The 16008-nt window shown below is 52.5% G+C and carries 14 protein-coding genes; 4 read left to right on the top strand and 10 right to left on the bottom strand.

All coding sequences use genetic code 11. The features are described 5' to 3' along the window. Positions 1 to 256 precede the first annotated feature (256 nt). Positions 257 to 5659: a hypothetical protein gene (locus HV352_RS20715; protein ID WP_181635492.1), complete on the top strand. Its 5403-nt coding sequence runs from the start codon at positions 257 to 259 to the stop codon at positions 5657 to 5659. Positions 5660 to 5720: 61 nt separating this feature from the next. Here HV352_RS20715 and ridA read toward each other — a convergent pair whose 3' ends face one another. From ridA to pyrL, 4 genes are all read right to left on the bottom strand, one after another. After that, entirely contained in the window at positions 5721 to 6107 is a 387-nt protein-coding gene (gene ridA / locus HV352_RS20710; RefSeq protein ID WP_016151491.1) for a 2-iminobutanoate/2-iminopropanoate deaminase, read from the bottom strand. Between the two features lie 76 nt (positions 6108 to 6183). Then, positions 6184 to 6645: an aspartate carbamoyltransferase regulatory subunit gene (gene pyrI / locus HV352_RS20705; RefSeq protein WP_016151492.1), complete on the bottom strand. Its 462-nt coding sequence runs from the start codon at positions 6643 to 6645 to the stop codon at positions 6184 to 6186. A gap of 13 nt (positions 6646 to 6658) precedes the next feature. Then, positions 6659 to 7594: an aspartate carbamoyltransferase gene (pyrB, locus tag HV352_RS20700; protein ID WP_016151493.1), complete on the bottom strand. Its 936-nt coding sequence runs from the start codon at positions 7592 to 7594 to the stop codon at positions 6659 to 6661. A 36-nt stretch (positions 7595 to 7630) separates the two neighbouring features. After that, the gene (gene pyrL, locus HV352_RS20690) at positions 7631 to 7732 is read right to left on the bottom strand and encodes a pyr operon leader peptide (RefSeq protein WP_003025819.1); all 102 of its coding nucleotides are present in this window, start codon (positions 7730 to 7732) and stop codon (positions 7631 to 7633) included. On the opposite strand from pyrL, the gene HV352_RS20685 reads away from it, so the two are divergent. Beyond that, positions 7712 to 7834 carry a hypothetical protein gene (locus HV352_RS20685; RefSeq protein ID WP_085951096.1) on the top strand — a complete coding sequence of 41 codons (123 nt, stop codon included), beginning with the start codon at positions 7712 to 7714 and terminating at the stop codon, positions 7832 to 7834. The genes pyrL and HV352_RS20685 overlap by 21 nt on opposite strands. Here the strand turns inward: HV352_RS20685 and HV352_RS20680 are convergent. From HV352_RS20680 to arcA, 5 genes are all read right to left on the bottom strand, one after another. Then, positions 7831 to 8310: an arginine repressor gene (locus HV352_RS20680; RefSeq protein WP_003839609.1), complete on the bottom strand. Its 480-nt coding sequence runs from the start codon at positions 8308 to 8310 to the stop codon at positions 7831 to 7833. The two genes, HV352_RS20685 and HV352_RS20680, sit on opposite strands and share 4 nt — an antisense overlap. A gap of 144 nt (positions 8311 to 8454) precedes the next feature. Beyond that, positions 8455 to 9858: a YfcC family protein gene (locus HV352_RS20675; protein WP_181635058.1), complete on the bottom strand. Its 1404-nt coding sequence runs from the start codon at positions 9856 to 9858 to the stop codon at positions 8455 to 8457. A gap of 55 nt (positions 9859 to 9913) precedes the next feature. After that, a complete protein-coding gene (argF, locus tag HV352_RS20670; protein WP_016155572.1) occupies positions 9914 to 10918 on the bottom strand; it encodes an ornithine carbamoyltransferase in 1005 nt (334 codons plus the stop codon). A 55-nt stretch (positions 10919 to 10973) separates the two neighbouring features. Beyond that, complete coding sequence (arcC, locus tag HV352_RS20665; protein WP_181635057.1) at positions 10974 to 11906, bottom strand: carbamate kinase; 933 nt, start codon at positions 11904 to 11906, stop codon at positions 10974 to 10976. 9 nt (positions 11907 to 11915) lie between these two features. After that, complete coding sequence (gene arcA, locus HV352_RS20660) at positions 11916 to 13136, bottom strand: arginine deiminase (protein WP_016151497.1); 1221 nt, start codon at positions 13134 to 13136, stop codon at positions 11916 to 11918. Between the two features lie 673 nt (positions 13137 to 13809). On the opposite strand from arcA, the gene HV352_RS20655 reads away from it, so the two are divergent. Then, positions 13810 to 14262, top strand: a complete 453-nt coding sequence (locus HV352_RS20655; protein ID WP_016151499.1) for a YhcH/YjgK/YiaL family protein — start codon at positions 13810 to 13812, stop codon at positions 14260 to 14262. 99 nt (positions 14263 to 14361) lie between these two features. On the opposite strand, the gene argF (HV352_RS20650) is transcribed toward HV352_RS20655, so the two are convergent. After that, positions 14362 to 15369, bottom strand: coding sequence for an ornithine carbamoyltransferase (gene argF / locus HV352_RS20650; protein ID WP_016155574.1), 1008 nt, complete (start codon positions 15367 to 15369; stop codon positions 14362 to 14364). A 163-nt stretch (positions 15370 to 15532) separates the two neighbouring features. On the opposite strand from argF (HV352_RS20650), the gene rraB reads away from it, so the two are divergent. Further along, positions 15533 to 15958, top strand: a complete 426-nt coding sequence (rraB, locus tag HV352_RS20645; RefSeq protein WP_016151501.1) for a ribonuclease E inhibitor RraB — start codon at positions 15533 to 15535, stop codon at positions 15956 to 15958. Positions 15959 to 16008 lie beyond the last annotated feature (50 nt).

Genomic DNA, 16008 nt, shown 5'->3' with positions numbered 1-16008 from the left:
AACATGTTGTATTTTATGTTTTTTTTAATGATTCCTTTATTCTTATTTTTATCAATCCCAATAAAAACAATGCGTTGAGATATATATTCATGGCGGTGATTCGTTGTTATGAAATATGTCTTTGGATATACTACTTTTATATAAATTTATTTATATGGTGCCGCTGTATTACGGATTCGGAGAATCTGCAGCGGCGTGTTTCGTAGCTATGTCGTTTTATCCATATCATTTCGCTCACATCAGAGAGAGTCACATTATGCAAAGGAAAGCTATTTCATTTTGTATTGCCCTGGCATTAAGCGGTAATACATTTGCCGCCGATCTTAACAACAACGAAGACAAAAAAAAGCAGTGTCCCGAAAATATCAGCAGCCTTTCTCAGGCTGAGCTGGCCAAACTGTCGCCGGAGTGCCAGAAAGCCACGGAAAGCGTTTTAGAGCAGGGCTGGGCATGGGCGGTGGGCGGTATCGCTGCTGTGGCCGCCACGGTGGGTATCGCGGCGAGCGGCGGCGGCGGCAGCAGCCATTCGTCCTCCGGGTTGCCTGTTGATCCAGTAACGCCTGTGGACCCGGTAACACCTGTCGATCCGGTGGACCCCGTTACACCTGATACCCCCCCCTCCGTTTATGACAATGGCGTTACCCTTGACCGGGGCGCGAAAACCCTGACCTTTGCCTCGCTGGTGGTGAACGGCGTCACTTATACCAATACCACCTTCGCCATTACCAAGCAGGGCGACGGCTACCTGCTGACCGCGCCGGACGGCAAAACCCTGACCGTGACCAGCCTGAACGTGATGGGCAATGCGCTGGTGATGCAGGGAACGTACGGCAGTAACAACCTGTTCTGGTCGTACAACCGCGCAGGAAAGCTTACTCTTGCGGGGCCAGACACCACGGTTATTGACGGCGACGGGCAGCAGAAAACAGTTGATGGTGGCTCCACCGCAGGCGGCCCGGGCGATACCGGGACGATTATCAACGGCGATGGTAACGATATTAATGTGAATGGTGACACCGGCGCTACTGGCGGCGGCACCGGCACCGACGTGAACGGCAACGACAACACCATCAACAACGGCGGTAAAAATACCGCAGACGGTGAAGGCTCCGCCGGTACAGACGTGACCGGCGACGGCAACGACATCAACAACACCGGTGATAACAGCGGCACCAACGGCGGCACTGGCACCGGCGTGGACGGCAACGGCAACACAGTTGATAACGGTGGCAACAACACCGCCGACGGTGCAGGCTCCACCGGTACAGACGTGACTGGCGACGGCAACGACATCAACAACACCGGTGATAACAGCGGCACCAACGGCGGTACCGGCACCGGCGTGGACGGCAACGACAACACCATCAACAACGGCGGCAAAAACACCGCAGACGGTGAAGGCTCCACCGGTACTGACGTGACCGGCAACGGCAACGACATCAACAACACCGGTGACAACGGCGCTACTGGCGGCGGCACCGGCACTGACGTGGACGGCAACGACAACACCATCAACAATGGCGGCAAAAACACCGCAGACGGTGCAGGCTCCACCGGTACTGACGTGACCGGCGACGGTAACGACATCAACAACACCGGCGACAACGGCGCCACCAACGGCGGCACCGGCACCAGCGTGGACGGAGACGGCAACACGGTTGATAACGGCGGTAAAAACACTGCCGACGGTGCAGGCTCCACCGGTACTGACGTGACCGGCGACGGCAACGACATTAACAACACCGGTGATAACAGCGCCACTGGCGGCGGCACCGGCACTGACGTGGACGGCAACGACAACACCATCAACAACGGTGGTAAAAACACCGCTGACGGTGCAGGCTCCACTGGTACTGACGTGACCGGCAACAGCAACGACATTAACAACACCGGTGATAACAGCGGCACCAACGGCGGCACCGGCACCAGCGTGGATGGCAACGAGAACACCATCAACAACGGCGGCAAGAACACCGCCGACGGGGCAGGCTCGACCGGTACGGATGTGACCGGCGACGGCAACGACATCAACAACACCGGTGATAACAGCGCCACCGGCGGCGGCACCGGCACTAAAGCTGACGGTAACGGCAACATCATCGACAACAAAGGCAAAACCACCGCTGATGGCGCAGGCTCCATCGGTACGGATGTCACTGGCGACAAAAACGAAATCACTAACGAAGGAGATACCAGCGCCACTGCCGGCGGCACCGGCACCAGTGTGGACGGTAGTGGCAACATCATCGACAACAAAGGCAAAACCACCGCTGATGGCGCAGGCTCCACCGGTACGGATGTCACTGGCGACAAAAACGAAATCACTAACGAAGGAGATACCAGCGCCACTGCCGGCGGCACCGGCACCAGCGTGGACGGCAACAATAATACCGTTGATAACAAAGGAAAAACGACTGCGGACGGCACAGACTCTGCCGGTACAGATGTTGCTGGTAATAACAACATTATCAATAATGTCGGCGAGAGTTCTGTGACTGGTGGCGCGACGGGGACAAAAGTCAGCGGCGACAGCAACACTATAAATCAGAATGGTAAAATGGTGGTGGGCGAGTTATCCACCGGTCTGAACGTGACAGGTAATGCAAACATCGTTAACCTGGCGTCTGACGATATGACAATTACCGGTAAGCAAGCGACGGGGGCCATAGTTGCTGGTGATGATAATGAGGTCACGCTGTCGGGCGTAATGAATGTTAGTACCTCTGCAACAGGTCTGAATGTTTCTGGCACATCGGCGGATGTTAAATTATCCGGTACGGTGAATGTTACCGCGAATACGGAAGACTCACTCAGCAAACCATTGCGTTTTGCTGATGGCCTGGGCTATCGCGGCGTTGTTGTCTCGTCGCAAAATGACTCTGCACAAAACGCCACCAACGTTCTGGTTGATGGCTCTATCAACGTGAAGGATAACCGCACCGACCCGATGGCGTATCCGAATTCACCGACCGATCCGGTGCCGTTTGGCCGTGATATGACGGGTCTGGATGTATCAGGAGCCTTTAATAATGTGACGGTGACCGGATCGATTTCCCTTGATGCTACTCCTTATCACACTGAATTGATTAATAACGGCACAATTAAAGGCGCGACTAACACTTATCAGGACCATGTGAAAGGGCTGAACGTTACCGGAAACAACAATGCGGTGGTGGTTCAGGACGGTATCAATCTTAACAGTGCCATAGAAACATCCGACTGGGCCATTGCGCCGGATATGGTCGGTATTGCGGTTAATGGTGCCGGAAACCAGGTCACAGTTCAGGGGGCATCAAGCTTAACCGGTAGAAGTGCAAGTGATGGTTACATGGAGTTTGCCAGCATAACCGGCGGCGGTTTGTTGATATTAGATGATACTTCGACGCTGAACATCGCTACTAAAAATAACGGTAGTAACGCGAATATTTTTGGTACTCAGTCAATTTTGGTTGAGGATGCCAACAGTAAATTTATAAACAAAGGCGACGTCAAGGTGACCGCCACAGGAGGGTCTTTCAACTCGCTGGCTTTTGCTAAAAAAGGAAGCATGATTGAGAACAGTGGTTCCATAACGATGGATGCAACACCGATAACCGTAAGTAATGGTTATATTGTTGACACTTTAGCTGGTATTGGTAGTGGTACTAAAATCATTAATAGCGGTGATATTAATGTCATCCACAATAAGAGCGCCAATCAGACACGGTACGATTTCACAAGCGACTATACCCCTATAGCTAATAAGATTTCCGTTTTAGGGATTTCGGTAACACAGCCAGGTGTGACAGGTTCTAATAGTGGAACAATAACCACGACGGGAGGGAATACCTGGGCAATGGGGGCAAATATGGGTGCCACCATTACTAACGAAACCGGCGGTGTGATTGTTCACAATGCAAACTCTGCGACGCAAAACTTAACGCTTCAGTGCAACGCTAACCTGGATTGTATTTCTGCTATTGGCGGCGGTATGGTTATCAAAAGCGGAACCGCGACGAATAACGGCGCCATTACCGTCAATGACTCCGGCGTGGGGATGTATGCCAACGGCGGCACCATTATCAATAAAGGCACCATCAACCTTGAGAATACAACCGGGACAACACCTGCAGCGAATACGCAATTAATTGGCATGGCTGTGTTCAATGGCGGTGTTGCGTACAACGATGGCACCATCAATATTAATGCCGACAACGGCCAGGCGTTCTACAACGATGGCGCAGCAGGCAGCACCATCCATAACAGCGGCACCATTAATCTGAACGGCGGTGCAATGTCGTCAGATGATACACAGATGGGGTCTGCGCCAACTGACAGCAATTCTGCCCCTGCTTCTGTTCAGCGTGTGAGTGGTTATGTGTTGGGTACCAGCGCCAGCGGCTCTGTCGGTACGCTTAATGCGGGTAGTAACGCCCTGGCACTGGATTCTGTCAGCGTGGATACCGGCTTCACTGCAGGTACGGCTGCCACGACTCAGACCTTCGACAACGTCTTTACCGGGGCTGATGTGGAAGGCGTGGAAAACATCACCTCTGAAAGCGTGGTGTGGAGCGCGCAGGGTCAGAAGGACGCCAGCGGCAACGTGGACGTCACCATGACCAAAAACGCCTACACCGATGTGGTGACCGACAGCAGCGTCAGCGGTGTTGCCGGCGCGCTGGATGCCGCCTACACCAACAACGAGCTGTTCAGCAGTCTGAACCTGAAGACCTCTGCCGACGTGACGAAGGCGATGAAGCAAATCAGCGGCAACAAGGCTGTGAACGTCTCCCGCGACGCCCGCAGACTCAGCAACCGCTTCGATATGCTGGCGGATGCCGCGCCGGAACTGGGTAACGGTCTGTCGTTTAACCTGGTGGCGAAAGGCGACCAGCGTGCCGAACTGGGTAAAGACACGCAGTACGACATGATGGCCCTGCGTCAGAAACTGGGCTTTGGCGATAATCAGTCGCTGACCATGGAGTACGGTATTGCCCGTCTGGACGGTAAAGGCAATGTCTCTTCCGGCAGCGACGGTATCACCGGCGGTTACAGCCAGTTCCTGGGTCTGGAGCACGCCATGCCGCTCGGTGAGGAAGGTCTCTCCTGGAACAACGCCCTGCGTTACGACGTACATCAGCTCGACAGCAAACGCGGCATTAACTACGGTGATGTCAACAAACAGGCGCTGGCGGACAGCCGTCAGCAGTACCTGGAGCTGCGTACCGAGGGTCGTAAAACCTTCGCCGTCAGCGAAGGGCTGGATGTTGTGCCATATGCTGGTCTGAAACTGCGTCACACCATGGAAGACGGTTATCAGGAGCGCGGTGCTGGCGACTTTAACCTGAACATGAACAGCAGCACGGAAACGGCGGTTGATTCAGTGGTGGGTATGAAGCTGAGCTATGCCGGTAAGGATGGCTGGGCAGCAACGGCGACGCTGGAAGGCGGCCCGAACCTGAGCTACGTCAGCACTGGCAAAAAAGCGTCCCTGCAGGGGGCGGCAGGTCAGAGCTTCAACGTTGACGACGGTCAGAAAGGTGGCAGCATCAACAGCATGGCACAGGTGGGTGTGAAGTATAACGCCGGTAACACCAGCGCCGGGCTGGACGCTTTCCACTGGAAAGAGGACAACATCAGCGACAAGGGCTTTATGCTGAATATTAAACACAATTTCTGATAACAGCCTGAGTGAGTAAAAACAGAACCGCCGGAGTGATTTCCGGCGGTTTTTTTTACGCTTAGCGACGAACGGCGATCGCTTCAATCTCGATTTTCACGTCTTTCGGCAGACGGGCAACTTCCACGCAAGAACGCGCCGGGAAAGTGGCGTTGTGCTCGGTGAAGAACGCTTCGTAGGTCGCGTTTACGGTTGCGAAATCGTTCAGGTCTTTAACGAAGACGGTAGTTTTTACGATGTCGCCCACTTTCAGGCCTGCTGCTTCAACGATAGCTTGTACGTTTTCCAGCGACTGACGCGCCTGAGCGGACACGTCTTCCGATACGGCACCGGTTTTCGGATCGACCGGGATCTGACCGGAAGTGATTACCATGCTACCCAGGTCAACGCCCTGAACGTATGGGCCGATTGCTGCTGGTGCATTTTCCGTCGCGATAGTCTTGCTCATGATTTCTCCTGAATTACAGCGGTAATAGAATGTTCCCGGCCATTATAGGGAGCCGGGAAATCATTACCAACACCAATTAATTGGCCAGCACCACATAATGCGAAAACTCTTTTTCACAGTATTTGCATTTGAGTGCGATGTCATCAGCGCGCTTTTTCACTGAAAAACTGGACGATACTGGTTCAGCATGGCTGATGCAGTTGCTGTTCGGGCAAACCAGCACGTTATCGATACGTTCAGGCAGGCTCGGACGTGATTTACCCACCACGTCATAATCGTCAATGCGGTTTACCGTTGCCTGCGGAGCGTACAGGGAGAGCTGGTTTACCTGCTCGTCGGTCAGGAACGTATTTTCGATTTTAATCAGGTCTTTACGGCCCATCTCGCCAGACGGCAGGTTCAGCCCGATGGTGATACGCTGGTCGGTTTCAGTCAGTTTGAACAACGTCAACAGCTTAAAACCAACCTGTGCGGGAATATGGTCAATTACGGTGCCACGTTTGATGGCTTCAACCTGCAGTTTGTTATCGTGTGTCATCTCTTTTTCTCCCTTACAGTGCCAGTTCGCTATTCAGTACCAGTGCCAGTAACGCCTGGCGGGCGAAGATGCCGTTGCCAGCCTGCTGGAAATACCAGGCGTGCGGCGTCTTGTCGACGTCGGTGGTGATTTCATCGATGCGCGGCAGCGGATGCAGCACCTTCATGTTCGCTCTGGCACCGTTCAGATCGCTGGCACGCAGAACAAACTGTGCTTTCACGTTGGCGTATTCGGACGGGTCCAGACGCTCTTTTTGTACGCGGGTCATGTAGAGGATATCGACCTCCGCCATTACCTCTTCGATAGTGCCATGCAGGCTCCAGGCGATACCTTTTTCATTCAGCATATCCAGAATGTATTGCGGCATGGCCAGCGCGTCCGGGGCGATGAAGTAGAAGCGGTTACCTTCGAACTTTGCCAGCGCCTGGGTCAGGGAGTGGACGGTGCGGCCATATTTCAGGTCACCCACCATGGCGATTTGCAGATTGTCCAGGCGACCCTGCGTTTCCTGAATGGTAAACAGATCCAGCAGCGTTTGGGTGGGATGCTGGTTGGAACCGTCGCCGGCGTTCAGTACCGGCACGTTACCGGAGAACTCGGTTGCCAAACGCGCGGCGCCTTCCTGCGGATGACGCATCACGATGGCGTCGACATAGGTGCTGATGACGGAAATGGTGTCGGCCAGAGTTTCGCCTTTTTTGCCAAGCGACGTGTTGCTGCTGTCAGAGAAACCCACCACGCTGGCGCCCAGACGGTGCATGGAGGTTTCAAAAGATAAACGGGTGCGGGTTGACGCTTCAAAGAAGCAGCTGGCGATGACCTTATGTTTTAACAGCTCTGGCTGCGGGTTAGCTTTTAATTTCGCCGCCGTCGCGAGAACCAGATTAAGGTCATCGCGGCTGAGGTCGTTTATGGAAATGATGTGTTTTTGATAGAGCGGGTTAGCCATGTTTATCTCCTGACGCCTGGGCAAAAAAAAAGCCCCTCAATTGAGGGGCTCGGAATGGGTGATCAACGGAAAGAAAAACGGCAGGCCAGCGTCCTTTTTCAGACGCGGTAAGACAAAATGTCGTACACACTGAACCATACATCCTCCCGGCAAATTGTCCGCGATTATACTCAGCTCCGTTATGGGATCAAGCGAAAAATGCACTATTTATTCATCGCAAACGGTTCTTATGAATTTTAATTCATTTTGAATAGATAATTAATCTGCTTGTGGACCAGGCCCGTTCGCTGTACCACCCGCGGCGCGACCCAGACAATACTGCTACCGGCAATGACGCCGAGAATTTCTGGCAACGCGTGATAATCGAGGATTCTGGCTACGGCGCGACCATAGCCAGCCGCCGTGTGGATGAGGATAAACTCGCTATTGTGTTCCACGCTGACCACCATTTCAGCAATCGATCGGGCAGCATCAGGCGCGGGTCGTGATTGCGGATTTACAGAATAAATTTTTTGCCCTTTTGTATTTCTTATTTTTATAGCACCGAGCAGTTTCAGCAGACGAGATACCGTTGACTGGCTAATCCCGGTGAAACCATGGTGTTGTAGATCGCGGCGAAGCGCTTCCTGAGACAGGTAGCTTTTTTCGCTTATCAGGCGCTGACAAATCGCCAACTGTTTCTGCTCTTTGGTCGAGTAATCATCGAATTCCTTCATAAAAACACCCTAAATTTATCATTTGTATCAATGCGATGGCGAAATTCACCACATTTGCAGTATCAATAACGGCTCAAACGGGCGGTTGTGCAGAAAAACGAGAGCACGCTCAAAAAAGCCGTCGGGATCCGACGGCCAACAGGACTACAGCATCGCGCCGATACTCAGAACAACCATGTTCAGCACTGTCAGAATTAGCAGCAGTGGTGCGACCCATTTCAGGTAGCGCACATAAGGAACACGAGCGATGGCCAACCCACCCATTACAACCGCTGAGGTGGGGGTAATCAGATTTACAATGCCGGAAGCGGATTGATACGCGGTGACGACCAGATCCCTTTGCACATGGGCGAAGTCAGCCAGCGGGGCCATAATGGGCATCGTGAGCACCGCCAGGCCAGACGAGGAAGGGACCAGGAAGGAGAGCAAGACTTCCAGCCAGTAAGTCACATTGATGAAAATGGTGGTGGACAGACCGGAGACTAAATTTTCGGCGCTGTGCAAAATGGTGTGGGTGATCATGCCGTTGTCCATCACCACGACGATACCGCGCGCAATGCCAATAATCAGCGCCACGCCGAGCAGATCCCGTGCCCCGTCAATGAAGGTACTGGTGAATGCTTCTTCACTCATGCGGGCAATCACGCCGACGATAATCGCAGATGCCAGAAAAACCCCAGATATTTCAGCCATCCACCAGCCGAGCACCGCGACGCCATAAATCATCACTGCAAAGGCGGCGGCGAATATCAGCAGGATCCACTTACGCGTAGCCGTGAATTCAAGATTGGTATTGGCGCGACTACCGAGAAAATGGGCACAGTTTTCCTCCATTTTATCGGCCACGATGGAAAGCTCAGGATGGCTGCGAACTTTCCGTGCATAGCGCATGACCCATACCACACAGATTACATAGCCGACGACCAGCAGCAGAATGCGCATCAGCATTCCCTGGGTGAAGGGGATCCCGGCGGCGTTAGCGGCAATAACCGTTGCGAAAGGGTTGATTGTTGAACCGAGGGTGCCGATGCCTGCGCCAAGCAAAACGGTTGCAGCAGCAACCAGTGGATCAAAGCGCGCAGCCATCATGACCGGAACCAATAAGGTGTAGAAAGGGAGTGATTCTTCCGCCATGCCGTAAATCGTGCCTCCGGCGGCGAAAAGTCCCATCAGGATGGGGATCATCCACTCTTCTTTGCCGTTCAGCCTGACCGTCACGCGTTCGATTCCGGCGTCGATGGCGCCCGTTTTGTTTACCACGCCGAGAAACCCGCCAATAATCAGGACAAACAACGCCACATCAATCGCGCCTGCGGTGTAGGTTTCGTGGTTATAAAGCCCGTCAATCGGAGCCAGCAGTACAGCCGTTAAACCTTGTGGATGCGCCTCTGTTGGGGCATAGGTACCGGCAACCGGCACTTCTTTGCCCAGGGTGGCATTCATCGCCATCTGGTATTTCCCGGCAGGGACAATCCAGGTCATAACGGCGACGAGCGCAATGAGAATAAACAGGATGGTATACGCGCTGGGAAATTTGAATTTGCCCATGATGTTCTCCGGATAGCTTGGGCATATGCCGCCAGGCGACACATGCCCGCTGGGGTTAGTCGCCGAGTGTCGCTACCATGACCGCTTTGATGGTATGCATCCGGTTTTCTGCTTCGTCGAAGACGATGGAATGCGCTGACTCAAATACCTCCTCCGTGACTTCAAGCCCTTTCAGGCCGTAAGCCGCTTCGATTTCACGGCCCACTTTGGTGTGCTCGTTATGGAAGGCGGGCAGGCAGTGCATGAATTTCACATTGGGATTGCCGGTTGCATCGATGACCTGCTGGTTAATTTGATAAGGCGTCATCAGGCTGACGCGTTCTGCCCACGCCTCTTTGGGTTCTCCCATCGAAACCCAGACATCGGTGTAGAGAAAGTCCACGTCGTAAACACCTTCCTCAACATCCTCTGTGAGCGTAATGCGCGCGCCCGTCACGCTGGCGATTTCACGGCATTCGGCAACCAGCGCCTCGTCCGGCCAGAAGGATTTCGGTGCGACCAGACGAATATCCATCCCCATTTTCGCCGCGCCGACCATCAGCGAATTGCCCATGTTATTGCGGGCGTCACCGAGGTAAGCGAAGCTCAGTTCGGGTAAGGTTTTACCCGGGGCGTGTTCCAGCATGGTCATCAGATCCGCGAGGATCTGCGTAGGGTGGAATTCATTCGTCAGCCCGTTCCAGACCGGCACACCAGCGAACTGCCCCAGTTCTTCCACGATCTCCTGGCCGTAGCCGCGGTATTCAATACCGTCATACATGCGACCTAACACGCGGGCGGTATCTTTCATCGACTCTTTATGACCAATCTGCGAGCCGCTTGGGCCAAGGTAGGTCACCTGTGCGCCCTGATCGAAAGCGCCGACTTCAAAGGCGCAGCGGGTGCGAGTTGACGTTTTTTCGAAGATTAGCGCGATATTTTTACCGACCAGCGTTTGCCTTTCGCGCCCGGCTTTTTTCGCCGTTTTTAACTCGATAGCCAGATCGATCAGGTACTGGATTTCCGTTGGGGTGTAGTCCAGCAATTTGAGAAAATTGCGATTTTTCAGGTTAACAGTCATGAAAATATCCTTATGTAGGCTGGATAAGGCTTCGCTTTACCCAGCAAAAAAAGCCTTAAGCGTTAACATCAGTGGCTTCGCGCCGAATTAGCGTGCCTTTGTCACCAGCGAGAATGGCCGAACCGTCAGCCAACGAGCCGATGCCAGCAATCCCGTGACAGTGAGAGACAAATTCCGCGCAGGCGGTGACTTTGGGGCCCATTGAACCGGCGTCGAATTGCATTTCGCCGAGCCGTTCCGGCGTAACCTGGGCCAGCGGGCGCTGGGTAGGTTTGCCCCAGTCGAGATACACCGCATCGGCATCGGTCAGGATCAGCAGCGCATCGGCGTGGATTTGTTTGGCGAGCAGGGCGGCGGAGAGATCTTTGTCGATCACCGCTTCAATACCGTGGTAGCCATCGGCTTTTTCCACCACCGGTACGCCGCCACCGCCGTTGCAGATAACCAGATGATCGCGGGCGATCAGTGTGCGAATGGCGTCACTTTCCACGATTCGTTTGGGTTGTGGAGAGGGCACAACACGGCGGAATGCTTTACCATCGGCTTTGAAAACCCAGCCTTTTTCCGCCTGTAACGCGTGGGCCTGGGGTTCGTCATAAATCGGCCCGATATATTTGGTGGGATTGCTGAAGGCCGGATCGTGGGCATCGACTTCAACCTGAGTCAGCAGGACACTAATTTCACGCTGTGGGAGCTGGTTTTTCAGGGCCTGTTGCAGCATATAGCCAATCATTCCCTGACTTTCCGCGCCGAGAATATCGAGCGGATAGGGGGGGACGTTGGCATAAGCACTGTTTTGTAACGCCAAAAGTCCAACCTGCGGGCCATTGCCGTGTACCAGAATTACGCGCCACTGCTGCGTGAGCTGAGCGAGAGTTCTTGCCGCCAGCTCAATATTCTTGCGTTGGATGTCGGCTTCCAGCGGTTCGCCGCGTTTGAGTAGCGCATTGCCGCCCAGCGCCACAACCAGGGTAAGTTTGTTTTCCATAACGTCTCCTTAAATACCGTCGCGTTCCAGTGGGCAACTCATGCAGCGCGCACCGCCGCGCCCACGTCCCAGTTCGTCGCCAGGAATGGGTAAAACAGTGATGCCAGCTTTGTCGTATTTCTCGTTGGTCCAGATGTTGCGTTCGTAGCCCACCACAACCCCGGGGCGCAGCGTCAGAACATTGTTCGCGTCATTCCACTGTTCGCGTTCAGCTTCGAAAGCGTCGCCACCGGTGGTGATCAGATTGATCTGGTCGAGGCCAAGTGCTTTTTCGAGGGCATGTACCAGCGTACTTTCCTGGGTGCGTTTCAGGCCGCCGCGCCCGTCTGGTGTCAGGGTCCAGCACTGGACATCCGGGCGCACCACTTCCGGGTAGACGGAGAAGGTATCGATATCGATGTGGGTCATGACGGTATCGAGGTGCATACAGGAGCGATGTTTCGGCAGTTCGACTGCGATGACGCGTTCTGCCTGGCGATGCTTAAATAGCGACTGGGCAAGGAACTCAATGCCCTGCGGCGTGGTACGTTCCGACATACCGATGAGAACTGCGCCGCGACCAATGACCAGTACATCTCCACCTTCTAATGTGGCGTGGTCGTAATTAATATTTTCATCGCCGAAATATTTAATAAAATCACCATCGGCAAATTGTGGATGCCAACGGTAAATCGCCCGCAAGTTATTAGTTTCTCGTTGACGTGCAGTTTTTGCCATCGGATTAATGGATACGCCGTTATATATCCAGCATGAGGTGTCGCGGGTAAATAAGTGGTTTGGTAATGGCTTCATAATAAAGTCATTAATATCGTGAGTATCGACCACCATATTTTTGATTGAGGCAGGAATTTCTCCGTATGTCAGCCCACCGCTTAAATGTCGGGCGAGCTCCCGGTGCTGCATATCTGCAAGCCAGGCGCGAATATCCGTGGCGAAAGCGGGGCCAAGCCGATAATCAGAAATTTGTGTATCCAGTAGCCAGCTTTTGGCATCGGGGATATCCAGAGTTTGTGTCAATAAATCAGTGAGTAACAGAACCTCAATTCCCTGTTGACGTAACGTGTTGGCGAAAATGTCATGCTCTTCTCCTGCACGTTCTACCGAAAGAACATCATCAAAAAGCAGTTCCTGGCAATTTGACGGCGTCAGCCTTTTTAGGCTGAGGTTAGGGCGATGTAGCATTACGCTACGTAATTGACCGATTTCAGACCCGACATAATGCTTTTCCATCATTATTCCTTTAATACGATTTTAAAAAATAAAGACGAGATGCCTGCAAATAATGTTTATTGCAGTCATGATTTTTCAGCTGATTTCAGAATCTATATTTAGATCTTATCTGATATAGAAACGTGATTCATTTCACAGTCAGGTCGATGTTTGGCATTTGTTGTTTAATTTATGAGATGGCTCTGAGAATTTGAAAAATAAAAACATGGATAATTGAATTACTACGCAGGAATATGTCTTGTTATTTAACTGTGTTAATTTTATGTACATATCTAAATATTTAATAAATTAAATAGTGCATTGATTTTTATATGTTTTTCTATATTTAATGAATTTTTATGCGAATCTATTATTTTATTATTTGTGCTGTAAGGTTTATTTCAAAATAAATATGACGATGAAGAAAGATAACGAAGGAGACGTAAACTGTGATCGATTGCTGGTTTTTCTAACAAAGCTTTCTATAACAGTGAGTTAGTGACTGAGTTGAAAAGTATGAGACGAAAGTTATGCAGAGTTTATGCATAACCTGTTGCTGGCTATTAGCAATTATTTAACATCATCAGCGATAAACATGCGTTGACGCAAAATATCGGCAAATAGCAGTGGTATGGCAGACCGTTTTTTCGTATAACAACTAAAATGAAACGATGTTTTAATTAAGGGGTTTGAAATGATTGTCGGCAATATTCACAACCTGGATGCCTGGCTGCCGGAAGAGCTGCGTCAGGCGATTGAGCACATTAAAGCGCACGTGACGGATGCGACGGAAAAGGGTAAACACGACATCGACGGCGAACGTCTGTTCTATCTGATTGCTGAAGATATGACGGAGCCGTTTGCGCAGCGCCGCGCCGAATATCACGCTCGCTATCTGGATATTCAGATCTTGCTCAAAGGTCAGGAAGGCATGACTTTCAGCACGCAGCCTGCGGGCGCACCGGAAACTGACTGGCTGGCGGATAAAGATATCGCCTTCCTGCCGGAAGGCGAACAGGAGAAAACGGTGGTGCTGAACGAAGGTGACTTCGTCGTCTTTTATCCGGGCGAAGTGCATAAACCGCTGTGCGCGGTCGGCGCTCCTGCGCTGGTACGCAAAGCCGTGGTGAAAATGCGGGTAGCATAAACTGGTTTGCCGGGGGCGACTTACCCGGCCTAAGGAAGTACGATGGTAGGCCGGATAGGGTGCGTCAGCATCGCCATCCGGCAATTCAATCACGCAATGCTATGATTTGGAAAGCGTCGCGACCATCACCGCTTTGATGGTGTGCATCCGGTTTTCCGCCTGATCAAATACGATACTGGCGGGTGACTCAAACACCTCGTCGGTCACTTCCATGCCGCCGTGCAGACCATATTCCTGCGCCATTTGTTTGCCAAGCGTGGTTTGATCGTCATGGAACGCAGGCAGGCAGTGCAGGAATTTCACCTGCGGATTGCCGGTCAACGCCATCATCGCGCTATTAACCTGGTACTTACGCAACTGCGCAATACGTTCGGCCCATTTCTCTTTCGCTTCGCCCATCGATACCCAGACGTCGGTATAGATGAAGTCCGCGCCTTTCACGCCCGTGGCGACATCTTCGGTTAGCGTTATATTGCCGCCGTTTTTCTGTGCCAGCGCTTTGCACTCTGCAACGAGGCTTTCCTCCGGCCAGCAGGCCTGGGGCGCGACCAGACGCAGATCCAGTCCGGTTAACGCAGCGGCTTCCAGCATGGAATTGCCCATATTGTTGCGGGCATCGCCGGTGTAGACCAGCACCATCTCATTAAACGCTTTACCCGGCAGGTGTTCCTGCATCGTGAGTAAATCCGCCAGCAGCTGGGTAGGGTGAAATTCGTTGGTTAATCCGTTCCAAACCGGAACTCCGGCATATTCCGCCAGCGTCTCGACAATTTCCTGACCGTGGCCCCGATACTGAATACCGTCGTACATACGACCGAGTACGCGGGCGGTGTCTTTGATCGACTCTTTATGACCAATCTGGCTGCCGCTCGGCCCGAGATACGTCACGCGCGCGCCCTGATCGTATGCGGCAACTTCGAAAGAGCAACGGGTGCGGGTTGAGTCTTTTTCGAAGATGAGCGCGATGTTTTTACCGGTGAGTTTAGCGACCTCGGTACCGTTTTTCTTATCCGTCTTGAGCTGCGCGGCGAGCTGGAGCAGTGACGTGAGTTCAGCAGAGGTGAAATCAAGCAGTTTCAAAAAATGTTTCTGATAAAACGCAGACATAGTTCCCTCACATGGCTTAGGCCATTTATTGAATTAAAATTCAATTTATATGGATGTTTATTCATTTGCAACCTTGTTTAACAAATCTTTCCTGGAAAGGTGGAGGCAATGACAGCGGTATGTGACAATAAGAGTATCGGCAGGACATTATGAGGAATGAGCCATGGCAAACCCGGAACTACTGGAAGAACAGCGTGAAGAAACGCGCTTGATTATTGAAGAGTTACTCGAAGATGGCAGCGATCCAGACGCGCTGTACACCATCGAGCATCACCTTTCCGCGGACGACTTTGAGACCCTGGAAAAAGCGGCAGTAGAAGCCTTCAAGCTGGGTTATGAAGTGACCGAGCCGGAAGAGCTGGAGGTGGAAGAGGGCGACACGGTTATTTGCTGTGACATCCTGAGCGAATGTGCTCTGAATGCCGAGTTGATCGACGCTCAGGTTGAGCAACTGATGAACCTGGCTGAAAAATTTGATGTGGAATACGACGGTTGGGGCACCTATTTTGAAGACCCGAACGGCGAAGAAGGTGAAGACGGCGACGATGAAGACCTCGTCGACGAAGATGATGACGGCGTGCGTCACTAAGTCATCTGCTGACCTACGGTAGCGTCTGCTGCCGTAGGCCAAGGATAACG

The organism is Citrobacter sp. RHBSTW-01044, from assembly GCF_013781945.1.
Classification (GTDB): domain Bacteria; phylum Pseudomonadota; class Gammaproteobacteria; order Enterobacterales; family Enterobacteriaceae; genus Citrobacter; species Citrobacter braakii.
This window is presented reverse-complemented; position numbering and strand designations above follow the sequence as displayed.